Source organism: Acinetobacter sp. ANC 4973, assembly GCF_002135275.1.
Classification (GTDB): Bacteria; Pseudomonadota; Gammaproteobacteria; order Pseudomonadales; family Moraxellaceae; genus Acinetobacter; species Acinetobacter kyonggiensis.
The window spans coordinates 225,832-247,444 of sequence record NZ_NEGM01000002.1; the positions used below are offsets into that span (position 1 = coordinate 225,832).

General features: G+C 40.5%; 22 protein-coding genes. 11 read left to right on the forward strand and 11 right to left on the reverse strand.

What is annotated here, in order from left to right; translation table 11 throughout:
* Positions 1–48: 48 nt before the first annotated feature.
* From glyS to B9T30_RS04065, 4 genes are all read left to right on the forward strand, one after another.
* Positions 49–2,118, forward strand: coding sequence for a glycine--tRNA ligase subunit beta (gene glyS, locus B9T30_RS04050; protein ID WP_086183998.1), 2,070 nt, complete (start codon positions 49–51; stop codon positions 2,116–2,118).
* 67 nt (positions 2,119–2,185) lie between these two features.
* Positions 2,186–3,304 carry an SEC-C metal-binding domain-containing protein gene (locus tag B9T30_RS04055; RefSeq protein WP_086183883.1) on the forward strand — a complete coding sequence of 373 codons (1,119 nt, stop codon included), beginning with the start codon at positions 2,186–2,188 and terminating at the stop codon, positions 3,302–3,304.
* 73 nt (positions 3,305–3,377) lie between these two features.
* Positions 3,378–3,767, forward strand: coding sequence for a hypothetical protein (locus tag B9T30_RS04060; RefSeq protein WP_004649957.1), 390 nt, complete (start codon positions 3,378–3,380; stop codon positions 3,765–3,767).
* A 207-nt stretch (positions 3,768–3,974) separates the two neighbouring features.
* Positions 3,975–4,472, forward strand: coding sequence for a hypothetical protein (locus B9T30_RS04065; protein ID WP_086183884.1), 498 nt, complete (start codon positions 3,975–3,977; stop codon positions 4,470–4,472).
* A gap of 47 nt (positions 4,473–4,519) precedes the next feature.
* Here B9T30_RS04065 and B9T30_RS04070 read toward each other — a convergent pair whose 3' ends face one another.
* Together B9T30_RS04070 and B9T30_RS04080 are read right to left on the reverse strand one after the other, a co-directional pair.
* Positions 4,520–5,473, reverse strand: coding sequence for a 2-hydroxyacid dehydrogenase (locus B9T30_RS04070; protein ID WP_086183885.1), 954 nt, complete (start codon positions 5,471–5,473; stop codon positions 4,520–4,522).
* A 463-nt stretch (positions 5,474–5,936) separates the two neighbouring features.
* Positions 5,937–7,208 carry a hypothetical protein gene (locus B9T30_RS04080; RefSeq protein ID WP_086183886.1) on the reverse strand — a complete coding sequence of 424 codons (1,272 nt, stop codon included), beginning with the start codon at positions 7,206–7,208 and terminating at the stop codon, positions 5,937–5,939.
* Between the two features lie 122 nt (positions 7,209–7,330).
* Here B9T30_RS04080 and B9T30_RS04085 point away from each other — a divergent pair, with 122 nt between their 5' ends.
* Together B9T30_RS04085 and B9T30_RS04090 are read left to right on the forward strand one after the other, a co-directional pair.
* Positions 7,331–8,113, forward strand: coding sequence for a class I SAM-dependent methyltransferase (locus tag B9T30_RS04085; protein WP_086183887.1), 783 nt, complete (start codon positions 7,331–7,333; stop codon positions 8,111–8,113).
* 10 nt (positions 8,114–8,123) lie between these two features.
* Complete coding sequence (locus tag B9T30_RS04090; RefSeq protein ID WP_086183999.1) at positions 8,124–8,708, forward strand: hypothetical protein; 585 nt, start codon at positions 8,124–8,126, stop codon at positions 8,706–8,708.
* A gap of 358 nt (positions 8,709–9,066) precedes the next feature.
* Here the strand turns inward: B9T30_RS04090 and B9T30_RS04095 are convergent, their stop codons facing one another.
* The 3 genes from B9T30_RS04095 to B9T30_RS04105 all read right to left on the reverse strand — a co-directional run bounded on the left by B9T30_RS04095 (position 9,067) and on the right by B9T30_RS04105 (position 11,435).
* Positions 9,067–9,477 (reverse strand): GFA family protein, encoded by a 411-nt coding sequence (locus B9T30_RS04095; RefSeq protein WP_086183888.1) that lies wholly within the window; start codon positions 9,475–9,477, stop codon positions 9,067–9,069.
* Positions 9,478–9,550: 73 nt separating this feature from the next.
* Positions 9,551–10,753 carry a TIGR03862 family flavoprotein gene (locus tag B9T30_RS04100; RefSeq protein ID WP_086183889.1) on the reverse strand — a complete coding sequence of 401 codons (1,203 nt, stop codon included), beginning with the start codon at positions 10,751–10,753 and terminating at the stop codon, positions 9,551–9,553.
* A 7-nt stretch (positions 10,754–10,760) separates the two neighbouring features.
* Complete coding sequence (locus tag B9T30_RS04105; protein WP_171264121.1) at positions 10,761–11,435, reverse strand: SAM-dependent methyltransferase; 675 nt, start codon at positions 11,433–11,435, stop codon at positions 10,761–10,763.
* Between the two features lie 84 nt (positions 11,436–11,519).
* On the opposite strand from B9T30_RS04105, the gene B9T30_RS04110 reads away from it, so the two are divergent.
* Both B9T30_RS04110 and B9T30_RS04115 read left to right on the forward strand, forming a co-directional pair.
* Positions 11,520–11,705 carry a DNA gyrase inhibitor YacG gene (locus B9T30_RS04110; protein WP_086183891.1) on the forward strand — a complete coding sequence of 62 codons (186 nt, stop codon included), beginning with the start codon at positions 11,520–11,522 and terminating at the stop codon, positions 11,703–11,705.
* A gap of 305 nt (positions 11,706–12,010) precedes the next feature.
* Positions 12,011–12,196 carry a hypothetical protein gene (locus tag B9T30_RS04115; RefSeq protein WP_086183892.1) on the forward strand — a complete coding sequence of 62 codons (186 nt, stop codon included), beginning with the start codon at positions 12,011–12,013 and terminating at the stop codon, positions 12,194–12,196.
* Positions 12,197–12,231: 35 nt separating this feature from the next.
* On the opposite strand, the gene B9T30_RS04120 is transcribed toward B9T30_RS04115, so the two are convergent.
* The 5 genes from B9T30_RS04120 to B9T30_RS04140 all read right to left on the reverse strand — a co-directional run bounded on the left by B9T30_RS04120 (position 12,232) and on the right by B9T30_RS04140 (position 16,692).
* Positions 12,232–12,876, reverse strand: coding sequence for an MBL fold metallo-hydrolase (locus B9T30_RS04120; protein WP_086183893.1), 645 nt, complete (start codon positions 12,874–12,876; stop codon positions 12,232–12,234).
* A gap of 21 nt (positions 12,877–12,897) precedes the next feature.
* Positions 12,898–13,911: a ferrochelatase gene (hemH, locus tag B9T30_RS04125; RefSeq protein ID WP_086183894.1), complete on the reverse strand. Its 1,014-nt coding sequence runs from the start codon at positions 13,909–13,911 to the stop codon at positions 12,898–12,900.
* Positions 13,912–13,978: 67 nt separating this feature from the next.
* Positions 13,979–15,007, reverse strand: coding sequence for a DUF4062 domain-containing protein (locus B9T30_RS04130; RefSeq protein ID WP_086183895.1), 1,029 nt, complete (start codon positions 15,005–15,007; stop codon positions 13,979–13,981).
* Between the two features lie 137 nt (positions 15,008–15,144).
* Entirely contained in the window at positions 15,145–16,017 is an 873-nt protein-coding gene (gene murI, locus B9T30_RS04135; RefSeq protein WP_086183896.1) for a glutamate racemase, read from the reverse strand.
* 48 nt (positions 16,018–16,065) lie between these two features.
* Positions 16,066–16,692 carry a DUF1285 domain-containing protein gene (locus tag B9T30_RS04140; RefSeq protein ID WP_086183897.1) on the reverse strand — a complete coding sequence of 209 codons (627 nt, stop codon included), beginning with the start codon at positions 16,690–16,692 and terminating at the stop codon, positions 16,066–16,068.
* Positions 16,693–16,880: 188 nt separating this feature from the next.
* Here B9T30_RS04140 and B9T30_RS04145 point away from each other — a divergent pair, with 188 nt between their 5' ends.
* On the forward strand, positions 16,881–18,593 hold the full coding sequence (locus B9T30_RS04145; protein ID WP_086183898.1) for an electron transfer flavoprotein-ubiquinone oxidoreductase: 1,713 nt from the start codon (positions 16,881–16,883) through the stop codon (positions 18,591–18,593).
* Between the two features lie 149 nt (positions 18,594–18,742).
* Here the strand turns inward: B9T30_RS04145 and tusA are convergent, their stop codons facing one another.
* Entirely contained in the window at positions 18,743–19,000 is a 258-nt protein-coding gene (gene tusA / locus B9T30_RS04150; RefSeq protein ID WP_086165123.1) for a sulfurtransferase TusA, read from the reverse strand.
* Positions 19,001–19,201: 201 nt separating this feature from the next.
* On the opposite strand from tusA, the gene B9T30_RS04155 reads away from it, so the two are divergent.
* The gene (locus tag B9T30_RS04155) at positions 19,202–20,041 is read left to right on the forward strand and encodes an HlyC/CorC family transporter (protein WP_086183899.1); all 840 of its coding nucleotides are present in this window, start codon (positions 19,202–19,204) and stop codon (positions 20,039–20,041) included.
* Positions 20,038–21,597: an apolipoprotein N-acyltransferase gene (gene lnt / locus B9T30_RS04160; protein WP_086183900.1), complete on the forward strand. Its 1,560-nt coding sequence runs from the start codon at positions 20,038–20,040 to the stop codon at positions 21,595–21,597. Before B9T30_RS04155 ends, lnt begins: the two co-directional genes overlap by 4 nt.
* Positions 21,598–21,613 lie beyond the last annotated feature (16 nt).

Sequence of the window (21,613 nt, forward strand, 5' to 3'; positions counted from 1 at the left end):
ATTTTAGAAGATGATTTTGACTATATGGCTGAAATTGATACAACATCAATTAAACGTCATACTATTTTGTTTGAACTTGGCTGTGAAGAACTTCCCCCTAAAAGCCTTAAAAAACTAAGAGACTCACTAAAATCCGAAGTTGCAAAAGGGTTAAAGGATAACTCTCTATTTTTCACGAATATTGAAGCTTACGCTGCACCACGCCGTTTAGCACTCAAAATTATTGACATGCCCGACCAGCAAGCAGATTTTACAGAGGAAAAAAGAGGTCCATCTGTAGCTGTTGCTTATGATTCAGAAGGAAAACCAACTAGAGCTTTAGAAGGCTTCTTGAGGAGTTCTGGAATTACCGTAGCCGATTTAAGAGAAATCGACACACCTAAAGGTAAATGGTTAATTCACCGAAAAAATATCAAAGGTCAAAGCCTTGAGGTTTTACTGCCACAAATTTTACAAGCAGCGCTGGATAACCTGCCAATTGCAAAACGTATGCGTTCAGCGGCAAGCCGTACTGAATTCGTGCGTCCTGTAAAATGGGTGGTGTTGCTCAAAGACAATGATGTCATTGAAGCAACGATTCAGGATCACAAAGCAGGCAATGTGACTTATGGTCATCGTTTCCATGCCCCTGAAGCGATTACTTTGGCTCATGCAGATGAATATCTTGCCAAATTAAAAGCGGCTTATGTGGTTGCTGACTTTGCAGAACGCCAAGCGATCATTGATCAACAAGTCAAAGCATTGGCAGATGAAGTCAATGCGATTGCGATTGTACCAAGCGACCTGCGTGATGAAGTGACCGCATTGGTGGAATGGCCTGTTGCGCTTCGTGCCAGCTTTGAAGAACGCTTCCTTGCTGTACCGCAAGAAGCGTTGATTACCACCATGCAGGACAATCAAAAATATTTCTGCTTGGTAAATAGTGATCATAAACTTCAACCTTACTTCATTACCGTTTCAAATATTGAGTCTAAAGATCCGATTCAGATTATTGAAGGCAATGAAAAAGTGGTTCGTCCACGTTTGTCTGATGCTGAATTCTTCTTCTTACAAGATCAAAAGCAACCACTAGCATCGCGTAAAGAGAAACTCGCAAACATGGTGTTTCAAGCACAATTGGGTACGCTGTGGGATAAATCACAACGTATTGCAAAATTGGCTGTGGCGTTATCGAACATCACAGGTGCAACAGCGGTTGATGCTGAAAAAGCAGCACTGCTGGCAAAATGTGACTTAACCTCTGAACTGGTCGGTGAATTCCCTGAGCTTCAAGGCATTGCGGGAACCTATTACGCACGCATTGAAGGTGAAAACCATGAAGTGGCTGAAGCTTTAGGTGAACAGTATTTACCTAAATTTGCGGGCGATGTTTTACCGCAAACCCAAACAGGCACAACCATTGCCCTTGCCGACCGTTTAGACACACTGACGGGTATTTTTGGTATTGGTCAAGCACCGACAGGTTCAAAAGACCCGTTTGCCTTACGTCGTTCTGCCATTGGTATTTTACGTTTGGTGACTGAAAACAATCTCGATGTGTCGATTGAAGAATTGATTACGCTTGCATTGAATGCTTATGGCGATGTGGTTGCTGATCATGCGAAAACTTTAGCGGATGCTGTTGCATTCCTTGAAGGTCGTTACCGTGCCAAGTATGAAGACCAAGGCGTTGCAGTTGATGTGATTCAAGCGGTTCAAGCATTATCGCCAAAATCTCCTCTTGATTTTGACAAGCGTGTCACTGCGGTGAATCACTTCCGTGCATTACCTGAAGCTGCTGCACTTGCTGCTGCGAATAAGCGTGTTGCCAATATTCTAGCGAAAGAAGCTGAACCAACGGGTGCTGTGGTTGAAGCAAACTTAGTTGAAGAGGCTGAAAAAGCATTATTCGCTGTACTTGCTAAAATTACACCTGAAGTTGAGCCGCTATTTGCTGCCAAAGATTACACCACTGCATTGTCTAAGCTTGCTGCTTTACGTGCGCCTGTAGATGCATTCTTTGAAGGCGTAATGGTCATGGCAGATGATGCAGAATTGAAAGCCAACCGTTTACGTTTATTGGCTCAATTACGTGGCTTGTTTACCAGTGTGGCGGATATTTCGGTGTTGCAACACTAAGTTAAATATTTGAAATAAAATGAGAACCCTGCTAGAAATAGTGGGGTTTTTTTGATGAGAAATTAAAATGAAAATGGTTCAAGATTTAGAATTAATTAAGAAATACTATGAATTAAATAATAATGAAAAACTATGTTGGTGTGGTTCTGATAAAAAGTTTATGGATTGTCATTTAAACAAAAAATCAAAAAAATTAGTTAACGCATATGCAATTGCAAAAACATTTCAAAAGATAGATAAATCCTTTAAATTTTGTTTATTCAACTCACCTAAAGACCCTTGTATAGGAATAATAAAAAATGCTCACTCTATTTCAAACAGACTTTTTTTAAGTAAAATTGAAAAAAATAATCATGTTCATACAATTGAATATAGCTTAAAAACTAATAAGGCAGAAATAAAGAATATTGGTATTAATCAAGCTTCAACCTTTTTTGGATTTTGTGACCTACATGATAGAACTCTTTTTGAATGTTTCGAAACAAAAGAGTTTATATATTCAAAAGAACAATTATTTAAATTAGCTTATCGTTCACTTTGTTTAGAAATTTTTAAGAAAAAGTCAGTCGAAAAAAAATACTTTGCGCTTAAGGATGTTATTGATAATGGTGAATCACTTGAAATACAGTTTCATAAACAGTATGAGTTAAATACTGTCATTGTAAAAAATCAAAACTCCATGAAAACTTTAGAGCAAATAAAACAAAAGTTAAATGAAGAAATAATTCATACTAGATATGATAGCTTATCTCACTGTTTAATTTCTTTAAAAGAGAAACAGCCTATACTTGCTAGTACACTTATTAGTCCTGAATACGATTTTAATATAAATAAAATTCAAGACTTAAATATTACTAGTGATTTAAATAATATATTTTTAAATAGTCTTATCATAAATGAAAGAGGCTACATTTTAATAAGTTGGATAGAAAAGGATCATCTATATGCTAAGAAAATTTTAGACTCTTTATTTTCAGGAGATTATATTAATAAAAATTTACTGACTCTAATTATAGCTTATAGCGAAAACTTCTTCCTTCCTCCTGATTTCTTTCAATTATTAGATTCTAAAGATCAGGATTCTTTTAAAGAATTAAGTAATTACCATAATGATTACAATAAATTACCGCCAAAAAACAATATAGAAAAAGAAATTATGATATATGATTCACATACTTATTTTTAGCTAGAAAAACTATAGGTATTTTTCCACCAATTTCATATACTCAAACTAACAATACTCAACAAGAAAGAATATTATGAAACTTAAAACTCTTATTTTGACTGGTCTTGCTAGCGTTGCCCTTACTGCATGTACATCTGCACCCAAAATCCCACAACTTGAAACTGGCGTCCTACAAGAAGTAAAAAACTTAGACGTTTACCCAGACACCACCAATAACAAAGCCAAATTGACTAAATTCAGTGACAAATGCGTGATTGAATTTACTGGCAACCTTAAAGCAGGCAAAGCCGTAGAACAATGGTCATTTAAAAGTTTAACCCTTATTTCAGGCGGTTCTGCCAGCTTTGCAAAAGATGGTACAAGTACCGCAACCAATTTTGACCTACACGATGCAACGGTACAAAAGAACTTCCTTGCACTACGTAACTACTTTGCCAAAGAAGCACTCGCACAATGTGAATAATCGGTTTCTGATGCAGCACTAAAAGCCCTCTTTTTTATAGAAAATGGGGGCTTTTTTTATTACGCCATTCACACTGTAAGAGTAAATGTATAAGCATGTTGTAAGGCTGTATCAATTTCAGCATATTTTTGTTTAACCGCTTCATTCACGATTACAATAAATTCAGAACGTAGATGATTGCGACAATGAAAAGGAATAAATACCGATATGAAACTGATGAAAACAGCGCTATTGAGCAGCGTAATTTTAACCTCCACTTGCCTTTTTATCCAAAGCACATCGGCAGCAGAAACAGCGCCAGCAACTAAAACAGCACCTGCTTATGGCGACAACCCGAATATCTTTAAAGTGCTGGGATATAAGGCACAACAAGCTGCACAAAATACGGCAGATAAAGTCGATCATGCAGCGCAAAAAGGCATCGCCAAAGTAAAACCTAAAGTGGATAATGCGTGGGAAGAAAGCAAAGTACGGGCAACTGAAACATCCGTGCTTGCAAAAGAAAAATCTCAACAAGCAGCAGCAACCGTTAACAAAAAAATAAATGAGACCAAGGATGCTGTCATCGGCAGCCCAAATACACAGCCTGCACCCATTATTTCACACCCTTTAAGCCAGTCATCTAGCAGTGTGGAGTCTGTACCTGCTCCCACAGCCAAAACAGAAGCACCGCAGACACCAAACAAAGGCAGCATAAATTTATAATACATATACCCTCTCTTATTTTGAGAGAGCAATACGCAGAGTGTCGGTTAATTCACTTGTCGAATCGGCTGACCTGCTTTAAAAGCCGCAACATTGTCCACCATCTGCTGCACTATACGCTGACGTGCATCTACACTGCCCCATGCACTATGCGGAGTAACAATTAAGTTTGGAAGATGAGAATCTAACAAGACATTGCTCTCTTTCGGGGGTTCAACCGTCAATACATCAGTCGCTGCACCTGCAATTTTGCCTTGAGTTAAGGCATCAGCAAGGTCTGCTTCATTGACAATTCCGCCGCGTGCACAGTTAATGAGAAATGCACTTGGTTTCATTGCATCAAAGGCCTTGGCATCAATCAAATCACGCGTATCTTCTGTTAATGGACAATGCAGACTGAGGAAATCGACTTGTGGCAATAATGCTGTAAAAGGAATACGACTGCTATCGCTCGGACGGTTTGGCAAAGAGCCAACCAAAATTTTCATGCCAAAGGCTTCAGCTAACTTAGCCACCGCTTGCCCCAATTCACCATAGCCCAAAATCCCTAAAGTTTTACCTTCCAGTTCAACAATGGGGAAATCTAACAAACAAAAAATGGGTGATTTATTCCATTGCCCTTGCTGCACCGCACGATCATATTTAAGCAATGAGGTTGCTAAAGCCAACATTAAAGTTAAGGTATGCTGAGCCACAGCAGAAGTGCCATAGCCCTGACAATTACACACCACAATACCCTGCGCACGTGCTTGAACTAGGTCAATATTATTGGTGCCTGTTGCAGAAATTAAAATCAATTTCAAATTCGGACATTGTTGAATGGTTGCTGCATCGACTATCACTTTATTGCTCATGATGACATCTGCATGTTGCACACGCTCTAACAACTGTGCTTGGCTGGTACTTGGATATAAACTTAACGCGTCAAAACTGGCCTCTAATGCACTCAAGTCCAAATCATGTTGATCCAGTGATTCATAATCTAAAAATACGGCTTTCATCAAGCATTCCTTGGCTAATTTTAAAAGAAATCTACAAATCCATTTTAGAGATTCAAAGCCAACTTTGTCATATGTTTCAACTCAATTTAAACACTTGTTATGAAAAACCCACTATTTAGTGGGTTTATTCATATGGACTTGGATAGACTTGCGTATTTGGCTAAACACATACATTGCTAAGGCGAAAACCAAAAGCAATCCGCTGCCCATAATGATATACGTGCTATCAGGAATCTGGGCAAATGCATAGGAAGGTAGCAAGAGAGCGAGTATGGCTAAAAGCACAGTCGGTATAAAATCATGTTTCATCCTAAAGCACCCTTTATTGTTTATTCTTCGATATTTAGCAAATTGAACTTGCCTTATATTTTCTATCTTAGACCGATTAAAATATAAAGCAAGTGGTCAAAAACCAGACTAAAGTCGAGTTTATTTTAAACAATAACAAGCTACTCAATCATGCTTAAGGATGGAGCGGTTGAGTCACGAATTGAGCTGTTTCAGGCGTATCTTCAATAAAGTCATGACTGCCATATTCATTATTATTTAAGTTTAAATGCTTATAACTGAGCACATAAAAATCACTATATTTTTTCATGACAATCGGGTGCATGCCTGCTGTTAAAGGCTCGTGTTCTTTAAATAATTTCATGACGTGGCGATCATTCATCGCCACCACGTAGCGTTCGTCATTTAAAGTAATTTGTACCAAAGCACTGCCCTTGGCAAAAATTGGAATCAAAAATTTATGATTTAAAGCAATCGCACTGGCGGCATAGCTTTCAATTTTTTGGCTAATCACATTAAACACCAAGCCATGACCAAAAGAGTCGAGTAACTGGCTGCGGTTTTCCTGCGGTAAATTGACCTGTATACCCAGTTTCATTAAATCTTGCTGACTGACTTGCTTATTACTCAACAATTCTCTTAATAACTGTTGTTTCAACTTTGCGTCAAAAAACTGGTTATCGAGCTGTAAGTCATTGTTAATTAAAATTGAACCCAAAGCATTTTTATGGCGTGGCAATAAATTTTCAATCACTTTACGGTAATAAAACTTACTGTTCTTTTTGACCTGACGAATCTTTTTATAAAAATAAGTGGCATCAAAATCATGCAACAGAAAGTCATGTAATAATTCTGAACTAGCCAGTACCGCAATGGCATCATGCCCAGTAAAAGGTAAATTCAAGGTATGAATTTGCGGTAACACTTGTTCGAGCTTTACATATTGCGCACGATCTTCTGGACAATACGGATCATAAACCACAATGTATTCACGCTCAGCAGAAACATCTTGTGGCTGAATTTGCATGTTGGCATTCAGTTCTGCGTGAAAGAACATGTTATAACGCGGGTCTTCAACATCGTCAGGATTAATTGAATACTGTGGCACGAGGGCAACCACACGTTTTAAATCGAGCAAATTAGAATATTTAATCGCGGCATAACCGCCCATTGAACCGCCATAACCAATACGGGTTTTAAATGGGGCAATCAGCTCTTGAATTTCGGCAAACATCTGGCGCATTGAGCTTTCAGGAAACCACGATTTCTGCTTCGGCATAATGCCAATGACATTAAAATCATATTTAGAAAGTGACTTTTCAGCATTAATCGACAATCCTTTGGCACGCGTAATTAAGTCACCAAAAGAGAAAATCAATTCATCCGATGAGCCTCTTAAAAAAATGACCCGAATTTGTTCGTCTTCAAAAATAATGTGTTTATCCATTTCCACACCGAAGCAAATCGGCCCTTGTTTTTAGAGTCAATAAAACAAATAGACAGTGCGCCTATTTACCAAAAGCCAATATGTTATTTTATAGATGCTCAGAAGATTAAAAAGCGCAAAATATGACACAATCACTACATCCAGCCGCTCAAAAAGGCTTCAGTTCAGCAGCAGAACTCTATCAACATGTTCGCCCCAGTTATCCACAAGACATCGTACATTGGTTGCAAGATCAGCTCCAACTTGACGAAAAATCACAGGTGATTGATCTCGGTTCGGGTACTGGCAAATTCTTACCTTACTTACAACAGATCACAAAACACATTACCGCAATTGAACCAATTCAAGAAATGTTGGCACAATTACAAAGCGCCTATCCAGACGTTCAAACACTGCAAGCATCGAGCGAGCAGCTGCCCTTAAGCAGACATAGCCTTGATGCTGTCATCTGCGCACAATCATTTCACTGGTTTGCCAATCTTGAAACATTACAGCAAATTCATCACGTGCTCAAACCTACTGGACATTTGGCTCTGATTTGGAATCAACGTGATATTCAGGTCGATTGGGTCAAAGCCCTCGCGGATATGATTGCACCTTTGGAGGGTAACACACCTCGTTATCATAGTGGTCAATGGAAAAAGGTCTTTGAGCAGCAAACATTGTTTCAACTGGATCATGTACAGACCTTTCAACAAGCGCATAAGGGTACTGTGGAAAATGTCGTTGCTAAACGCTTACTTTCCACCAGTTTTATTGCCGCAATGCCAGAACACGAACAGCAACAGTTAAAAGCCCAATTTGAACAGATTGTTTTCAAGTACACTGGAAAACAGCCGCAAGATGAAATTGCTTTTCCCTATTTAACCTATGCTTATAACTTTAAAAAAATTGATTCGCAATAAAGGAATGATCATGAAAAAATTTCAAATGAAACAATTGGGTTTTCCTCTTTTACTCTGTTCAAGCTTGCTAATCAGTGCTTGTGATAACAGTAAAAATGCCACCGACCAAAATGATAAAATTCAACCTGAAGATAAAGTCATGCAGGAGTTGATTACTGAACCAGTGAAAGCTTTTGAAAAAACGCCAAATGATCAACATGATATTGCCTTACTGACCGACTTTGATCAGCGCTTTACCCAAATGAGCGATGACATGGAAGATGAACTAAGCAAAATGCGAGAAGCAGGTTCACTGACCAATGAATTTGCCCATCAGCGCAAACGGGACAATATTCAGTCGGCACTCAACATGTTGAAAGAACTGGATTTAAAAACGGCGCAAGGTCGCTATATTCAAGGCTTGATTGCAGAATATTGGCAAATACAAGCCAAGCTTTATAATGAGAACAAAAAACCCAAAGCAGCAGAGATGAAAAAATCAGAGGATCAAGACAAAGGCTTAGGTGAGTTTTTACATGCGCAAGAACAGCTTGAACATTGGCAATCGCAATATCCTGAAATGACACCATCTGAAGCAACAAAATCAGCCCCATAAAAAAGGGATCTTTTGATTAATGCCAGTCAGTTAAGAAATTGACTGCTTTTTTATTTTAAATTCATGATGTTATTCGATACGCGGAAACGTCATCCGCAACTGTTCGAGGCAAAACTATTTTAAAAAAGTACGGTTTCTGCGATTTATTAATCAATAAAAGGAATTTGGCGAGTTTTGCGGATGACAAATGCCTTTGATTACTTTGGGCTTATCCAAAGTAATAGATGAGCTCCAAATATTTGATTTAAAGATATAAGACTCCGTCATGAATAACTAAAAACTAAGGATTTTATTTCTAAAACCCTTAACTGACTGGCATTAGATCACTTGATCCCTTTGAGTAGCTAATAGCGAAACATTATGGGCGTTCAGCATATTGCGGCAAAGTATCGCAAATGGTGTCCCATTCTGCTTTAGAGGCCACAAAAATATGCTGTGTTGGCGCTTGTGTCAGTGCTGTATCCAATGTGCCGATACGTAAACGGTAGACATCAGGTGTTTCCGCTTTAATACTGATGATCGGTGAGCCGCAATCGGCACAGAAACAACGCTGTGTAGTTGCTGTCGATTGAAACTTTTTCAATAAATGCTCACCTTGTACAATTTTAAAATCTGCTTTTTGAATGGGCGCATTGGTTGCAAAAGCAGTGCCATTGGCTTTGCGGCACTTTCGGCAATGACATTGCACAATGTCACCAATTTCACCTTGAATTTCATAGCGCAGACCGCCACACAAACAACTTCCTGTATATCGATTTTCTTCAGCCATAAACGACTTCATTTTTATCATGAGGGAGTTTTTAAGCTAGCATATTTCTGATCATGCTTCAAAAAATCGCCAACTATTGTTGCGTAGAAAGATAGTTTTGCACACCCTCAGCTGCGGCACGACCAGTTGCAAAACAAGCAGTCAGTAAATAACCGCCCGTCGGTGCATCCCAATCCAACATTTCCCCGCAACAAAAGACCTGCGGATTTGAACGTAATTGTAACTGTTCAGTCAGTACGTCGCGCTTTATTCCGCCAGCACAGCTAATAGCTTCTTCTATGGGGCGAAAACCACTGATGGCAATCCGCAGATGTTTGACCTTTTGCGCCAGCACCAAAGGATCATTCCACAGCACTTTGGCAACCAATTCACGGACTAAACTGGCTTTGGCTGAATCCAAGCCAGCCTTACGCCAGACATTGCTGAGCGACTGTTTTTTACTGGGTTGTAATTTTTGGGCTAATTGCGCAATGGTTTGATCAGGCAGTAAATCCAAATATAGCTGCATCGTCTGACCATTTTTCACTTGCTCACGCAATGCACGGCCCTGCTTATAGATCAAACCACTTTCTAAACCATAATGGCTAATCACAATATCACCCATGGTTTTGGTTTGATCACCCACCCATGCTTCAACCCGTTTTAACGGCTGACCGAAAACAGGTTGCATAAACTTAGACCACTGATGCTCAACGCCTGCATTGCTGGCTTGAAAAGCTTCAATTTCACCCTGTGCCAACCATTGCTGCCATGCACCATCACTGCCTAATTTTGACCAAGACACCGCACCGCAAGCCAGCACGATTGCATCAAAACTCTGTACTGTAACCTGTTCACTCACTAAGTCTTTGACCGTCAGTGCCGCTGCATTTAAGTCTAAACACTGATGCCGATAATGAAACTGAATACCCTGTTGCTGCAAGCGTTTCAGCCATGCACGCAATAAAGGGGCAGCTTTCATTTCAATCGGGAAAACCCGCCCAGATGAACCAATATAGGATTCAATGCCCAAATCTTTCATCCAGCTTTGAATCCAGACAGCATCCCACTGTCTCACCCACGGTTCAAGCCACTCTGCTTGATCATAGCGCTCAATAAATTGGGCCACAGGTTCAGCATGGGAAATATTTAACCCTGTTTTACCTGCCATTAAAAACTTACGCGCAGCCGAAGGTTTCTGTTCATAAACATGCACCTCATAATCGGACTGAGTTAAAACTTCCGCAGCCATGAGACCCGCAGGGCCAGCACCAATAATTGCAACACGCTTTTTCATGACTCACTCATTCAGCTTTTTCAGGTGCAGCAGTTAAAGCTATTTGCTGAGCTGCACTCTGCCCCTGTAAAGGCATAAAATCGTCAAAACGGGTACGATAACCTTCTGGCTTGGTGATGATCAATTGCTGACACAATTCACCGCGCTGCAAATACTTAATTTCAAAATGTGTGCGGGCTGAGGTTTCAGCAATCACTTCTTTCACAAAAGGGAGTTTCCACACTTCAATCAACTGCTGCTCTGCTTCAGCGATATATTCAGCAATATTACTGGCCAATGTGATTGTTCCACCGACCTGTAAACGTGACAATAAAAATTCAAAAAAGGGCATATTTAACCAGCGCTGCGCTGGATTATGTGGCTCAGGATTAGGATATAAAATAAAAAATTGCTGCACTTGAGCAGGATTCAATGCATGTACAATCCACGGCATTGCATCGGCATGAATCGGCTGTAAATTCGCCTGCCCTTCTAGGACATGCTGCTTATGCATAGCCAGACATTTTTCACGGGTGCGTTCAATCGCCACTAATTTTTTTTCAGGATTTTGTCCCGAAAACAACAAGGCATGTTTGCCCTTACCTGCGCCAATTTCCACACAAATGGGATCTGGGCTGATCATTTGAAAATCACGAGGCGCATGCATACGCTGTGCTTGAAATTGACGAATTGGCATAATCAGATCAAACTAACAAAAATCGGCTCAAGTCTAGCAAGAGCGACTGTATTTGCCTAATCGAATCATCATTTTTATCTGGAGCACAACATGCCTCATACTTTCCCGTGTCCACGCTGTGGTGATCTTTCAACTTGGGAAGGCAATGAATTCCGTCCTTTTTGTTCTGAACGCTGCAAAATGATTGACTTAGGCGCTTGGGCCAATGATGAATATAAACTCCCGACTCAAGATGCACCCCAAGCCGATGGCGGTCGGGAAGAAGATCAGTTTTAAGGTTTTATGCTTAAAATTACCTTTCCCGAAAAATCAATGCAGTGGTTGATGAATGATACTCATCAACCTCAACCGTATGAATTAGAATCCAGCTTTTTATTTTAAGGCTAAAAAGAAGCATAGCCATTGCAATCATCGACAGTGCTGAACGGTAGCAACTATCGATAAAAGACTACAAAAGATCTTATTGAAAACCATTCAAATTTTTTTTTGTTTGTTGATCAAAAGAATAGCTGATAAAAAAATAATCATGGCTCGTTTTTTAAACTATAATGATTTGATAAATATAAGAAAAGGAAATAAAAATGGAACCATCATACTTAAAAATTCTATTTTTTCTATTTGCCTTACTCAGTCTTGCGAGTTTAGGTTTTGGAATTTATCACCATGATGTCATTATTATGGCTATTGGCATCTTATTTTGTTTAGCAACCATTATCATCGCCTTAGAATTAAAGAAGCACAACAGCAACCCATTTCGTCGAGATTGATGAAATGGATTCATCAATCGACGAAAAGAAAAAGATTAACCTGCCTTACCTGCAACAAATGGATTATGTTGTTTTTCGAAACCAATGGTACTTAAAGGCCCATGTCCTGAAATAAATTGCGTTGCGTCTGGCAGACTAAAACATTCACGTTTAATCGAATCAATCAGTTGTTGATGATTACCACGGGGGAAATCTGTACGACCAATTGAACCTTTAAACAATACATCACCCGTCCAAAGCAACCCATAATTCTGGTTATAGAACATCACATGACCTGGGGTATGCCCCGGTGCAAAACGAACTTCAAATGCTTCATCGCCCAACGTCAGTACTTCACCGCCTTCTAGCCATTGCGTTACTTCAACTTTTTCTGGAATAGGAAAACCATACTTTGCAGATACTTCTTGGATCATATCGAGCCAAAAAGCATCTTCTTTATGCGGCCCAATCACAGGTACATGCCACACTTTGCTTAATGCACCCACAGCTCCTGCATGGTCTAAATGTCCATGCGTTAACCATAAGGCTTTCACCGTTAAACCCAAAGCGTCGACTTCAGCTTGCAGTTTTTCAGGTTCACCACCAGCATCAATCAAAATCGCTTCTTTGGTTTCAGAATCCCAGACAATTGAACAGTTTTGTTGAAATGCCGTAACAGGGACAATTTTGACTTGCAACATAATGGCGAAACCTCGATGAAATTAGTGAGCTAATGTTTGCGTTAAGGCATCAAGATTAGCTTGAAGCAAAGTTGTGAGCAATGCCAAATGATCTGTATCGGCATTTAAGGCGGGAATATAAGCATAGTCTTGTCCTCCTGCCGACTTAAACAAGTCTGCATTTTGAATCGCCAATTCTTCTAGCGTTTCCAAACAATCTGCTGAAAAAGCAGGACTCATAATCTGTACCGACTTTACCCCTTGCTCTGCCCATTGCTGCAATATGACATCAGTATAAGGTTTGACCCATTCCTGCTTACCAAAACGTGATTGGAAGCTGATCGCCCACTGATCCTCTGCTAAATTCAAAGCCTGCGCTAATAATTGCGCTGTAATACGACAACGATCGGCATAGGGATCGCCCTTATCTGCATAAGGCTGTGGAATACCGTGAAATGACATCAATAATTTTTCGGCACTGCCATGCTCAGCGCGATAGTTACGCACACTTTGCGCCAAAGCCTGAATATATAAAGGATGCTGATAATAATCACGAATAATCGACAAGCCCGGCAAATTACGCTGAGTCAAGATCCACTTGGCAATCGCATCATACAGTGGCGCAGTAGAAGTAGCCGAATATTGAGGGAACAAAGGCAAGAGAATAATGTGATCTTGCACATTTGTACTTAAATTTTGCAGTAAAGCTTGAATTCCCGGGTTGCCATAGCTCATGGCAGGCACCACATTTAATTCAAATTGCGGATAGTCTTGAGTCAATTGCTGCTGAACCGCTTGCACTTGTTGCAAGACAATTTCACGCATCGGTGAGTCTTGCCCCCAGACCATGGCATACGCATGTGCAACACGTTTTGGGCGAAAGGGTAAAACAAAGAGTCTTAAAATGATTTGCCAAATTGGCTTGGGAATTTCGATCACACGCTGATCGGATAAAAACTGCTTCAGAAAACGGCGAACTGCAACAGCAGTGGGTTCGTCTGGCGTACCCAAATTGGCCAAAATAATGGTGACTTTTGCTTGAGGTGCAGAAAACATCAAACCCTATTCCAATATGAATAAACTGGGTTTACTTTAACAGTTTTCTACACCTTCGCCATATCCATTAATAAGATGAGTTAAATTGAAAAACACGATTATTATCAAGCAAATTACTTTCCAGTAATTTCTGTCCCTTCGGCGTTAAATGCCACAACATGCGTTGACGGTCATCTCGTCCAGATTGAATAATCCAGTCATTTTGACGCATTTGCATTTTAATGCTGTGCAATGCCCGAATATTGATTTGTGAACGGGCAACCGCATGTGCACGAGGCATTTCGAGTCGTGCATCCGCCAAACCATTATCATTTAAATATTCATTCATACATTTAGAAAAATATTCTTCTGGGGTTGGATGAAGAAACATGGTGCCTAAAATACTCAGCAACTGTGCCCACGTCAGTTTCTTTTGAATTTTCAGTTCTTTAAAATTACCGTCCTGATAGGCATGCATGCGATATTCAAAAGCAAAGACTTCATGCATAGAAACTTTGGGCAAAGTTAAGAACGGATCGACCTCGCGCTTACCCACTTCAGTTTCAAGTTGCTCAATTTTTACTTTCAACTGATCAATTTCATCATGCAACAACTGGGTGTTTTGTGGCCTCACCCAGCCTGAAACAGGATAGCGTTCTAACATTTGCGGCATATTAAAACGTACGGCCATTTCCAAATCACGCATGCTGCGATAGGTAAAAATTTGATCCGCTTCTTGTTGTAATAATTTACGAAATTCTAAAAACTTCTCGCGTAGTTCTGGCTTTTGATCCTGCAAAGATAAATCCCGAGATAATGGGTCTTCATGCATAAATACAATAATGGGTTTCTGTTTGGTGACTGCATAGATATATTCTAAATGCATATAGCCGACACCAGACACAGATTGCTCACCGTATTGACTGCCCAAAAGAATCACCACATAGTCACAATCATCAATTTGACGACGTGCAAATGCTGTACTTAAAGGTGTCCTTTGCTCCAAGCCCCACGAAAAGAATCCCATGCCCACCAAAGTTTGAGCCAAAATGATACGCTCTGGCTGCATTTCACTGCCAGACATAGAAATAAAAACCTGATAACGCTTATCGAGCATTGGTTATCCTCTTCCAATTGCACATTACATCTCCCTCCAACTGTAGTTATGCTGAGCAGATGGAGATGTAATCCGATGACCTAATCTAAAATTTATTTTTTGTACTATATTTCAAAAGACTATTCGCGTTTGATTGCTTATTCAACAGCAATATTACGAATATTCCAAGTTAAATCATCTTGAATCAAGTATTGCAACACAGTTTTTAAGTTTTCTGCGTTATTGCCACTCACATGACATTCAATCCGCACACCGTCATTTTGATCTTGCTCAAATAATAACTCATTTTTAATCAAAATTCGGGCTGTTTGTCGCGCAACTGGTACACCAGAGTCAATTAATGTCAGTTTCTGACTAAAAATAGACTCAATTGCAGGTTTTAGAAAGGGATAATGGGTACAACCTAAAACTAAATAATCAGCACCTTGATCCACCACAGGTTGTAATATTTCTTTTAACATGGCTAAACATGCTGTACTCATTTGTGTGCCACTTTCGACAAAAGGCACCAAATCCAGACAAGTCACAGGAATCACATTGACGTGGGCAGGAAGTGCAAAACGCTGCATGACATCTTGAATCAGTTTGCCGCGAAAAGTCGCTGGCGTTGCCAATACAGCCACCGTTTTTGATTTTGTTTGTAAGACCGCAGGTTTTAAAGCGGGTACTAAGCCAATAATGGGAAAATCTTCACCATAATAATCACGTAAATAATCAAGGCTAAAAGCAGATGCCGTATTGCATGCCACCACCGCTATTTTACAACCTTGCCGATATAACCATTCAATCGCTTGAGCCGTCAATTCACGAATATTCTGATCGTCACGTGGCCCATAGGGCACATGTGCAGTATCAGCATAATAAAGAATCCGCTCTTTGGGTAAATATCGAGCAATATCCTGTGCCACCGACAACCCACCTATTCCAGAGTCAAAAATTCCGATCGGCGCATGAGATTGTGCCTTAGGCATTGGATCTATTAAAGGATAAATAGGATGAATGGCTGTCATAGCTTCACTTTTCAGCAGTTCAAAAAGGGAGAGAACAAAGCTTAAACCTCAGGTGCCTAATTGCAAGTAAAAATCACCACTTTGTAGGCTTAAGATGGTATCACCTTGCTCATTTTCAAGCAGTTGCCCCATTTCAATTAAATGAAAAAAAGCGGCACGTTGAATTAAAGCATTAAGACCAAAACGCACATGGACATAAGGACGTAACTCAACCGATCCATCATGAGCAACATAGTCGCGCATAAAAATAGCATGTTCAGCATCCACAATGACTATATCTTGCGTGGTGGTAGTCAACTGAAGGTAATTTTTCCCATCAATTTCCACTCGACCAACCTGATTCACCCATAAAGGTTCATCTTCCACCTCAATTTCAATTTGTTCGACTGGGGTTTTTAAATAGAACTTCCCCTGTTCTTTCCAAAGTACGCTGGAGAACAGATCAATGAGGGCCTGACGTTTGATCAATTGACCTTCGTGCCACCATTCTCCGTTGGCTTTCACCTTTAAATCCATTGTGCCACAATGCTTTGGGGTAAATTGCTCCAATGGGGGAATTGACCTTTTGTGACCGGTCTGTGCATCTTTTAAGTATTGTGCAATACCCATTAAATTTTTATCATCAGCAATAGCTACTTCTTTCGTCGGATTTGGTGAATTATTTTGATTAATCATAAATGAAGACCCTACTGACGGAAAAATAATATGATTCAGCCAATTGGCTAGATCAAGGTTTAAAACTATACTAGCCCACAATATAAAAGACACGATAATAAAATTGTGTCTGGGCATTAAGAACACTCATGGCAGCACCGAGTGAAATAACTACGGTTGCCACCTTCAAATACTATGAGGAGTCCTACATGGAGCACATCGAACGTGAATCGATGGAGTTTGACGTAGTCATCGTTGGCGCAGGCCCTGCTGGTCTTTCTGCAGCGATTAAAATTCGTCAACTTGCAATTGAAAATAACCTGAACGATCTGTCCGTTTGTGTCGTGGAAAAGGGCTCTGAAGTTGGTGCGCACATTTTATCTGGCGCGGTTCTTGAACCTCGTGCCATGAATGAGTTGTTCCCGAACTGGAAGGAAGAAGGTGCGCCTTTAAATGTTCCAGTGACTGAAGACAAAACGTATTTCTTGTTGTCTGATGAAAAATCACAAGAAGCACCGCATTGGATGGTGCCTAAAACCATGCATAATGATGGCAACTATGTCATCTCTTTAGGTAACGTGGTTCGTTGGTTAGGTACGAAAGCGGAAGAACTTGAAGTTTCAATTTTCCCAGGCTTTGCTGCTTCTGAAATCCTTTACCATGCCGATGGTACAGTCAAAGGGATTCAAACGGGCGACATGGGCATTGGTAAAGATGGTGAACCAACCCATAACTTTACGCCGGGTTATGAACTGCATGCCAAATACACGATTTTTGCTGAAGGTTGCCGTGGTCACCTAGGCAAGCGCCTGATCGCTAAGTTTGATTTAGATAAAGATGCCGATCCGCAACACTACGGTATCGGGATTAAAGAATTGTGGGAAATCGATCCTGCGAAACATAAACCCGGTTTAGTGATGCACGGTGCAGGTTGGCCATTAAATGAAACCGGTTCTTCAGGCGGTTGGTGGTTATACCACGCTGAAAATAACCAAGTCACTTTAGGCTTGATTGTTGATTTGTCATACACCAATCCAAACATGTATCCATTTGCAGAAATGCAACGTTGGAAAACCCATCCCCTAATCAAGCAATATCTTGAAGGTGGGAAACGTATTTCTTACGGTGCACGTGCCATTACCAAAGGCGGTATTAATGCCTTACCGAAGTTCACCTTCCCGGGTGGCTCGCTCATTGGTGATGATGCAGGTTTCTTGAACTTTGCTAAAATCAAAGGTTCTCACACAGCGATGAAGTCTGGCATGCTTTGCGCAGAAGCAGTGTTTGAAGCGATTGCTGCTGGTGTAGAAAAAGGCGGTGATCTTGCGATTGCTCGCGTGACTGAGGGTGAAGACTTCTTTGCTAAAGAGTTAACCGCTTATACCGACAAGTTCAATAACAGTTGGCTAAAAGAAGAGTTATACAACTCTCGTAACTTCGGCCCTGCATTTCACAAGTTTGGTCAATGGATTGGTGGTGCATTTAACTTTATCGATCAAAACATCTTTAAAGTGCCATTTACATTGCATGACTTAGTGCCTGATTTCAGCACATTGAAAACGGTCGATACGGCTACATTCAAACCGAACTACCCAAAACCTGATAACAAACTAACTTTTGACCGTTTGTCTTCTGTATTTGTATCCAATACTGTACATGAAGAAAATCAGCCTGCGCATTTGAAACTGACCGATGCCTCTATTCCAGTCAACGTCAACTTGCCAAAATGGGATGAGCCTGCTCAGCGTTACTGCCCTGCTGGTGTGTATGAAATTATGGAAGAAAATGACGGTTCTAAACGCTTCCAAATTAATGCAGCCAACTGTGTGCACTGTAAGACCTGTGATATTAAAGACCCTTCACAGAACATCACTTGGGTCACGCCTGAGGGTGGCGGTGGTCCAAACTACCCGAATATGTAATATTCCTTGCGACAGGGTAAAACTCTCTTTTCCCTGTCTCATCTTGCGAAGCAGTGCTTCTCATACCCGAATATGTAATATTCAATAAAAAATCCCCTTTCGAGGGGATTTTTTATGTCATCTTAAAATAAAGAACACAATATTCTGAATTAGCCTTTCTTGACCAAATAATGAAACTCTTTATTGCCCGCGTCATCTAGCACTTCTTCTTGTAATAATAATTCATGGCCTAAATGCATACAAAATTTTGGAATATCCCATGAGGTTGAATTATCGGTCGCAAACACCTCAACCACATCACCCGATTTGGATTTACGAATCGCTTGATGCAACATCATTACAGGTTCAGGACAACGTAGTCCTCGTGTATTTAGCTGAAGAGTTGGCGTAACAAGCGGTTCAGACATCGGTAAACTCGGTATTAAAAAATCCTCGCTATTTTAACATAAACTTAAATGCCATTATTTGCTTAAAAATATAGTTTAAAATAAGCAGGCAGAATGACTGATATATTCATGCAATACAGCAATTTTAGAGATAGACATCTAGATTTTCTCGGGTATGATAAAATTCATTTTTTTAGATATTAAGAGTCTTTAGGAAAGATCATGCACGAGGAATCAGGCCCGTCGTGGGGCATGCGTGGCTTACGCAAATGGCTAAGCACTGCACCCGAAACTCGCGACGAACTGCTAAAATTAGTACAAGATTCACGTCGTTTTTTAGAACCCGATACTGTTGCAATGCTTGAAGGCGTACTTGACCTTCCTGCAACAAAAATTCGTGAGGTCATGACCCCACGAACTTCAATGATCAGCTTACAAGAAGATGATCAGTTACTGGACATCTTACATACCCTTATCGAGTCGGCACATTCTCGTTTTCCAGTATTTTCATCCGACCAACCCGACAATGTGGTGGGTATTTTATTGGCAAAGGACTTATTGCCTTATTTGACTGAACCGAGCAATAAAGTCGATATTCGTGCCTTGATGCGTCAACCCATATTTGTGCCTGAAAGTGCGCGATCTGACCAAGTTCTGCGTATGTTAAAAAATACCCAGACCCATATTGCTGTGGTCATTGATGAATATGGCACAACGTCTGGATTGGTCACCTTAGAAGACATTTTAGAAGAAATTGTCGGTGAAATTGAAGATGAACATGATATGGTCGATGAAGAAGCACAATTCATCATTCCTGACAATGATCCTCAAACGGCAAATACGTGGTTAGTTCAAGCACTTACACCAATTGAACACTTTAACAATGTTTTAGATGCTGATTTTTCCGATGATGAAGTAGAAACTGTTGGCGGTTTATTGCTTCAAGAAATGGGTTTAGTCAGCGATTTACAAGGTCAAATCATTGAGCTTGAGAATTGGCAATTTACCATTATAGAAGCAGATGCCCGCACTATTCATCTGATTCGAGCTGTCCGTAAATGAGAACTTACTTTAATAAGCTGTTCAATTCATCCCAACAACAAAAACAGCTCCCGTTTATTTACCCCTTTTTAATTTCATTATTTTCAGGTGCCATGTTCAGCTTTGCGCTGGCACCTTATTATTACTGGTGGCTGGCACTGCTGTCACCCGCTTTACTCTATGCTTCGCTGCGTAAACGCTCTGCTCGACAAGCCTTTGGTATGGGTTGGGCTTATGGCTTTGGTTTATGGTTTGTCGGTGCATTTTGGCTGTATACCTCTATCCATGTTTATGGCGACACCAGTGCTTTTTTAAGTGTGCTGATGATTGCCTTCATGGCCTTGCTGATGGGCTTATTTACTGCTTTACAGACATGGCTATACCGTCGCTTCTTTCCTGAAACACCCCTTACCTTTGCACCGCTTTGGGTATTTTTTGAATGGGCAAAAACTTGGGTATTTACTGGTTTCCCATGGTTATTTGCCGGTTATGCCTTTACTGAACGCTTCCTAGATGGCTATGCACCGTTATTCGGGATCTTTGGTGTTTCGTTTGTGGTGATTATTTTAGCCTGCGCCTTGGTTGAAATCCTGAATAAACGGCTATTTTGGGTCATTCCTTCAGCGCTCTTACTTTTGGGTGCTTGGGGCGCTTCCTACCTCAGCTTTGTTCAGCCTAAAAATACCAAACCGCTTTCTGTCTCTTTAATTCAAGGCAATATTCCTCAAGATCTAAAATGGCTGACCGAATATCAAGTGAAAACCTTGATGATCTATGCCAATTTAAGTCGAACTGAATGGGGACGTGATCTCATTGTTTGGCCTGAATCCTCAATTCCGCTGTTCCAAACCGATATTGAACCCTTCCTTGATGCAATGAAAGTTCAAGCAAAAAAATCAGGCACAGCATGGGTCACGGGTATTCCTTATTGGGATCTAAAGGAATCTCAAATTGAGCAACATCCAATGTATTACAACAGCATCATGGCTTTAGGTGATGAATCTACAGGTTTGTATAAAAAACAGCGTTTAGTCCCCTTTGGTGAATATATTCCACTCTCAGGTTGGCTCAGTTGGGTATTGCCTGCATTGCAAAATGACCCATCGATGAGCGGTTTTTCGCGTGGTGCACGTGTGCAAAAGCCATTGGACGTAAAAAACCATCCTTTAGGTGCTGCGATTTGTTATGAGGTGGCGTATCCAAGCCTGACGCGTCGTAATGCCCGTCAAAGTGATTTCTTGGTGACTGTATCTAATGATGCATGGTTTACTGGTACAGCAGGGCCTTGGCAGCATTTACAAATGGTGCAAATGCGCGCTAAAGAAAATGGCCGTTGGTTTATTCGCGCCACCAACACTGGTGTGACTGCATTTATCGATCATAACGGGCATATTGTAAAGCAAGCGCCTACGGATCAAACGGCTGTCCTTCGCGGTGAACTGCCAGCCATGCAAGGTGAAACCTTATATATGCGCCTCAGTGATTGGCCGATTCTAGCTTTTTCATTGTTGTTGTTAATTTTAGGTTGGATTTATCGTCCACGTCAGGTGGATGTCTCATTTAAATCACGGCGTTAAGCTTTTGTTCCCTCTC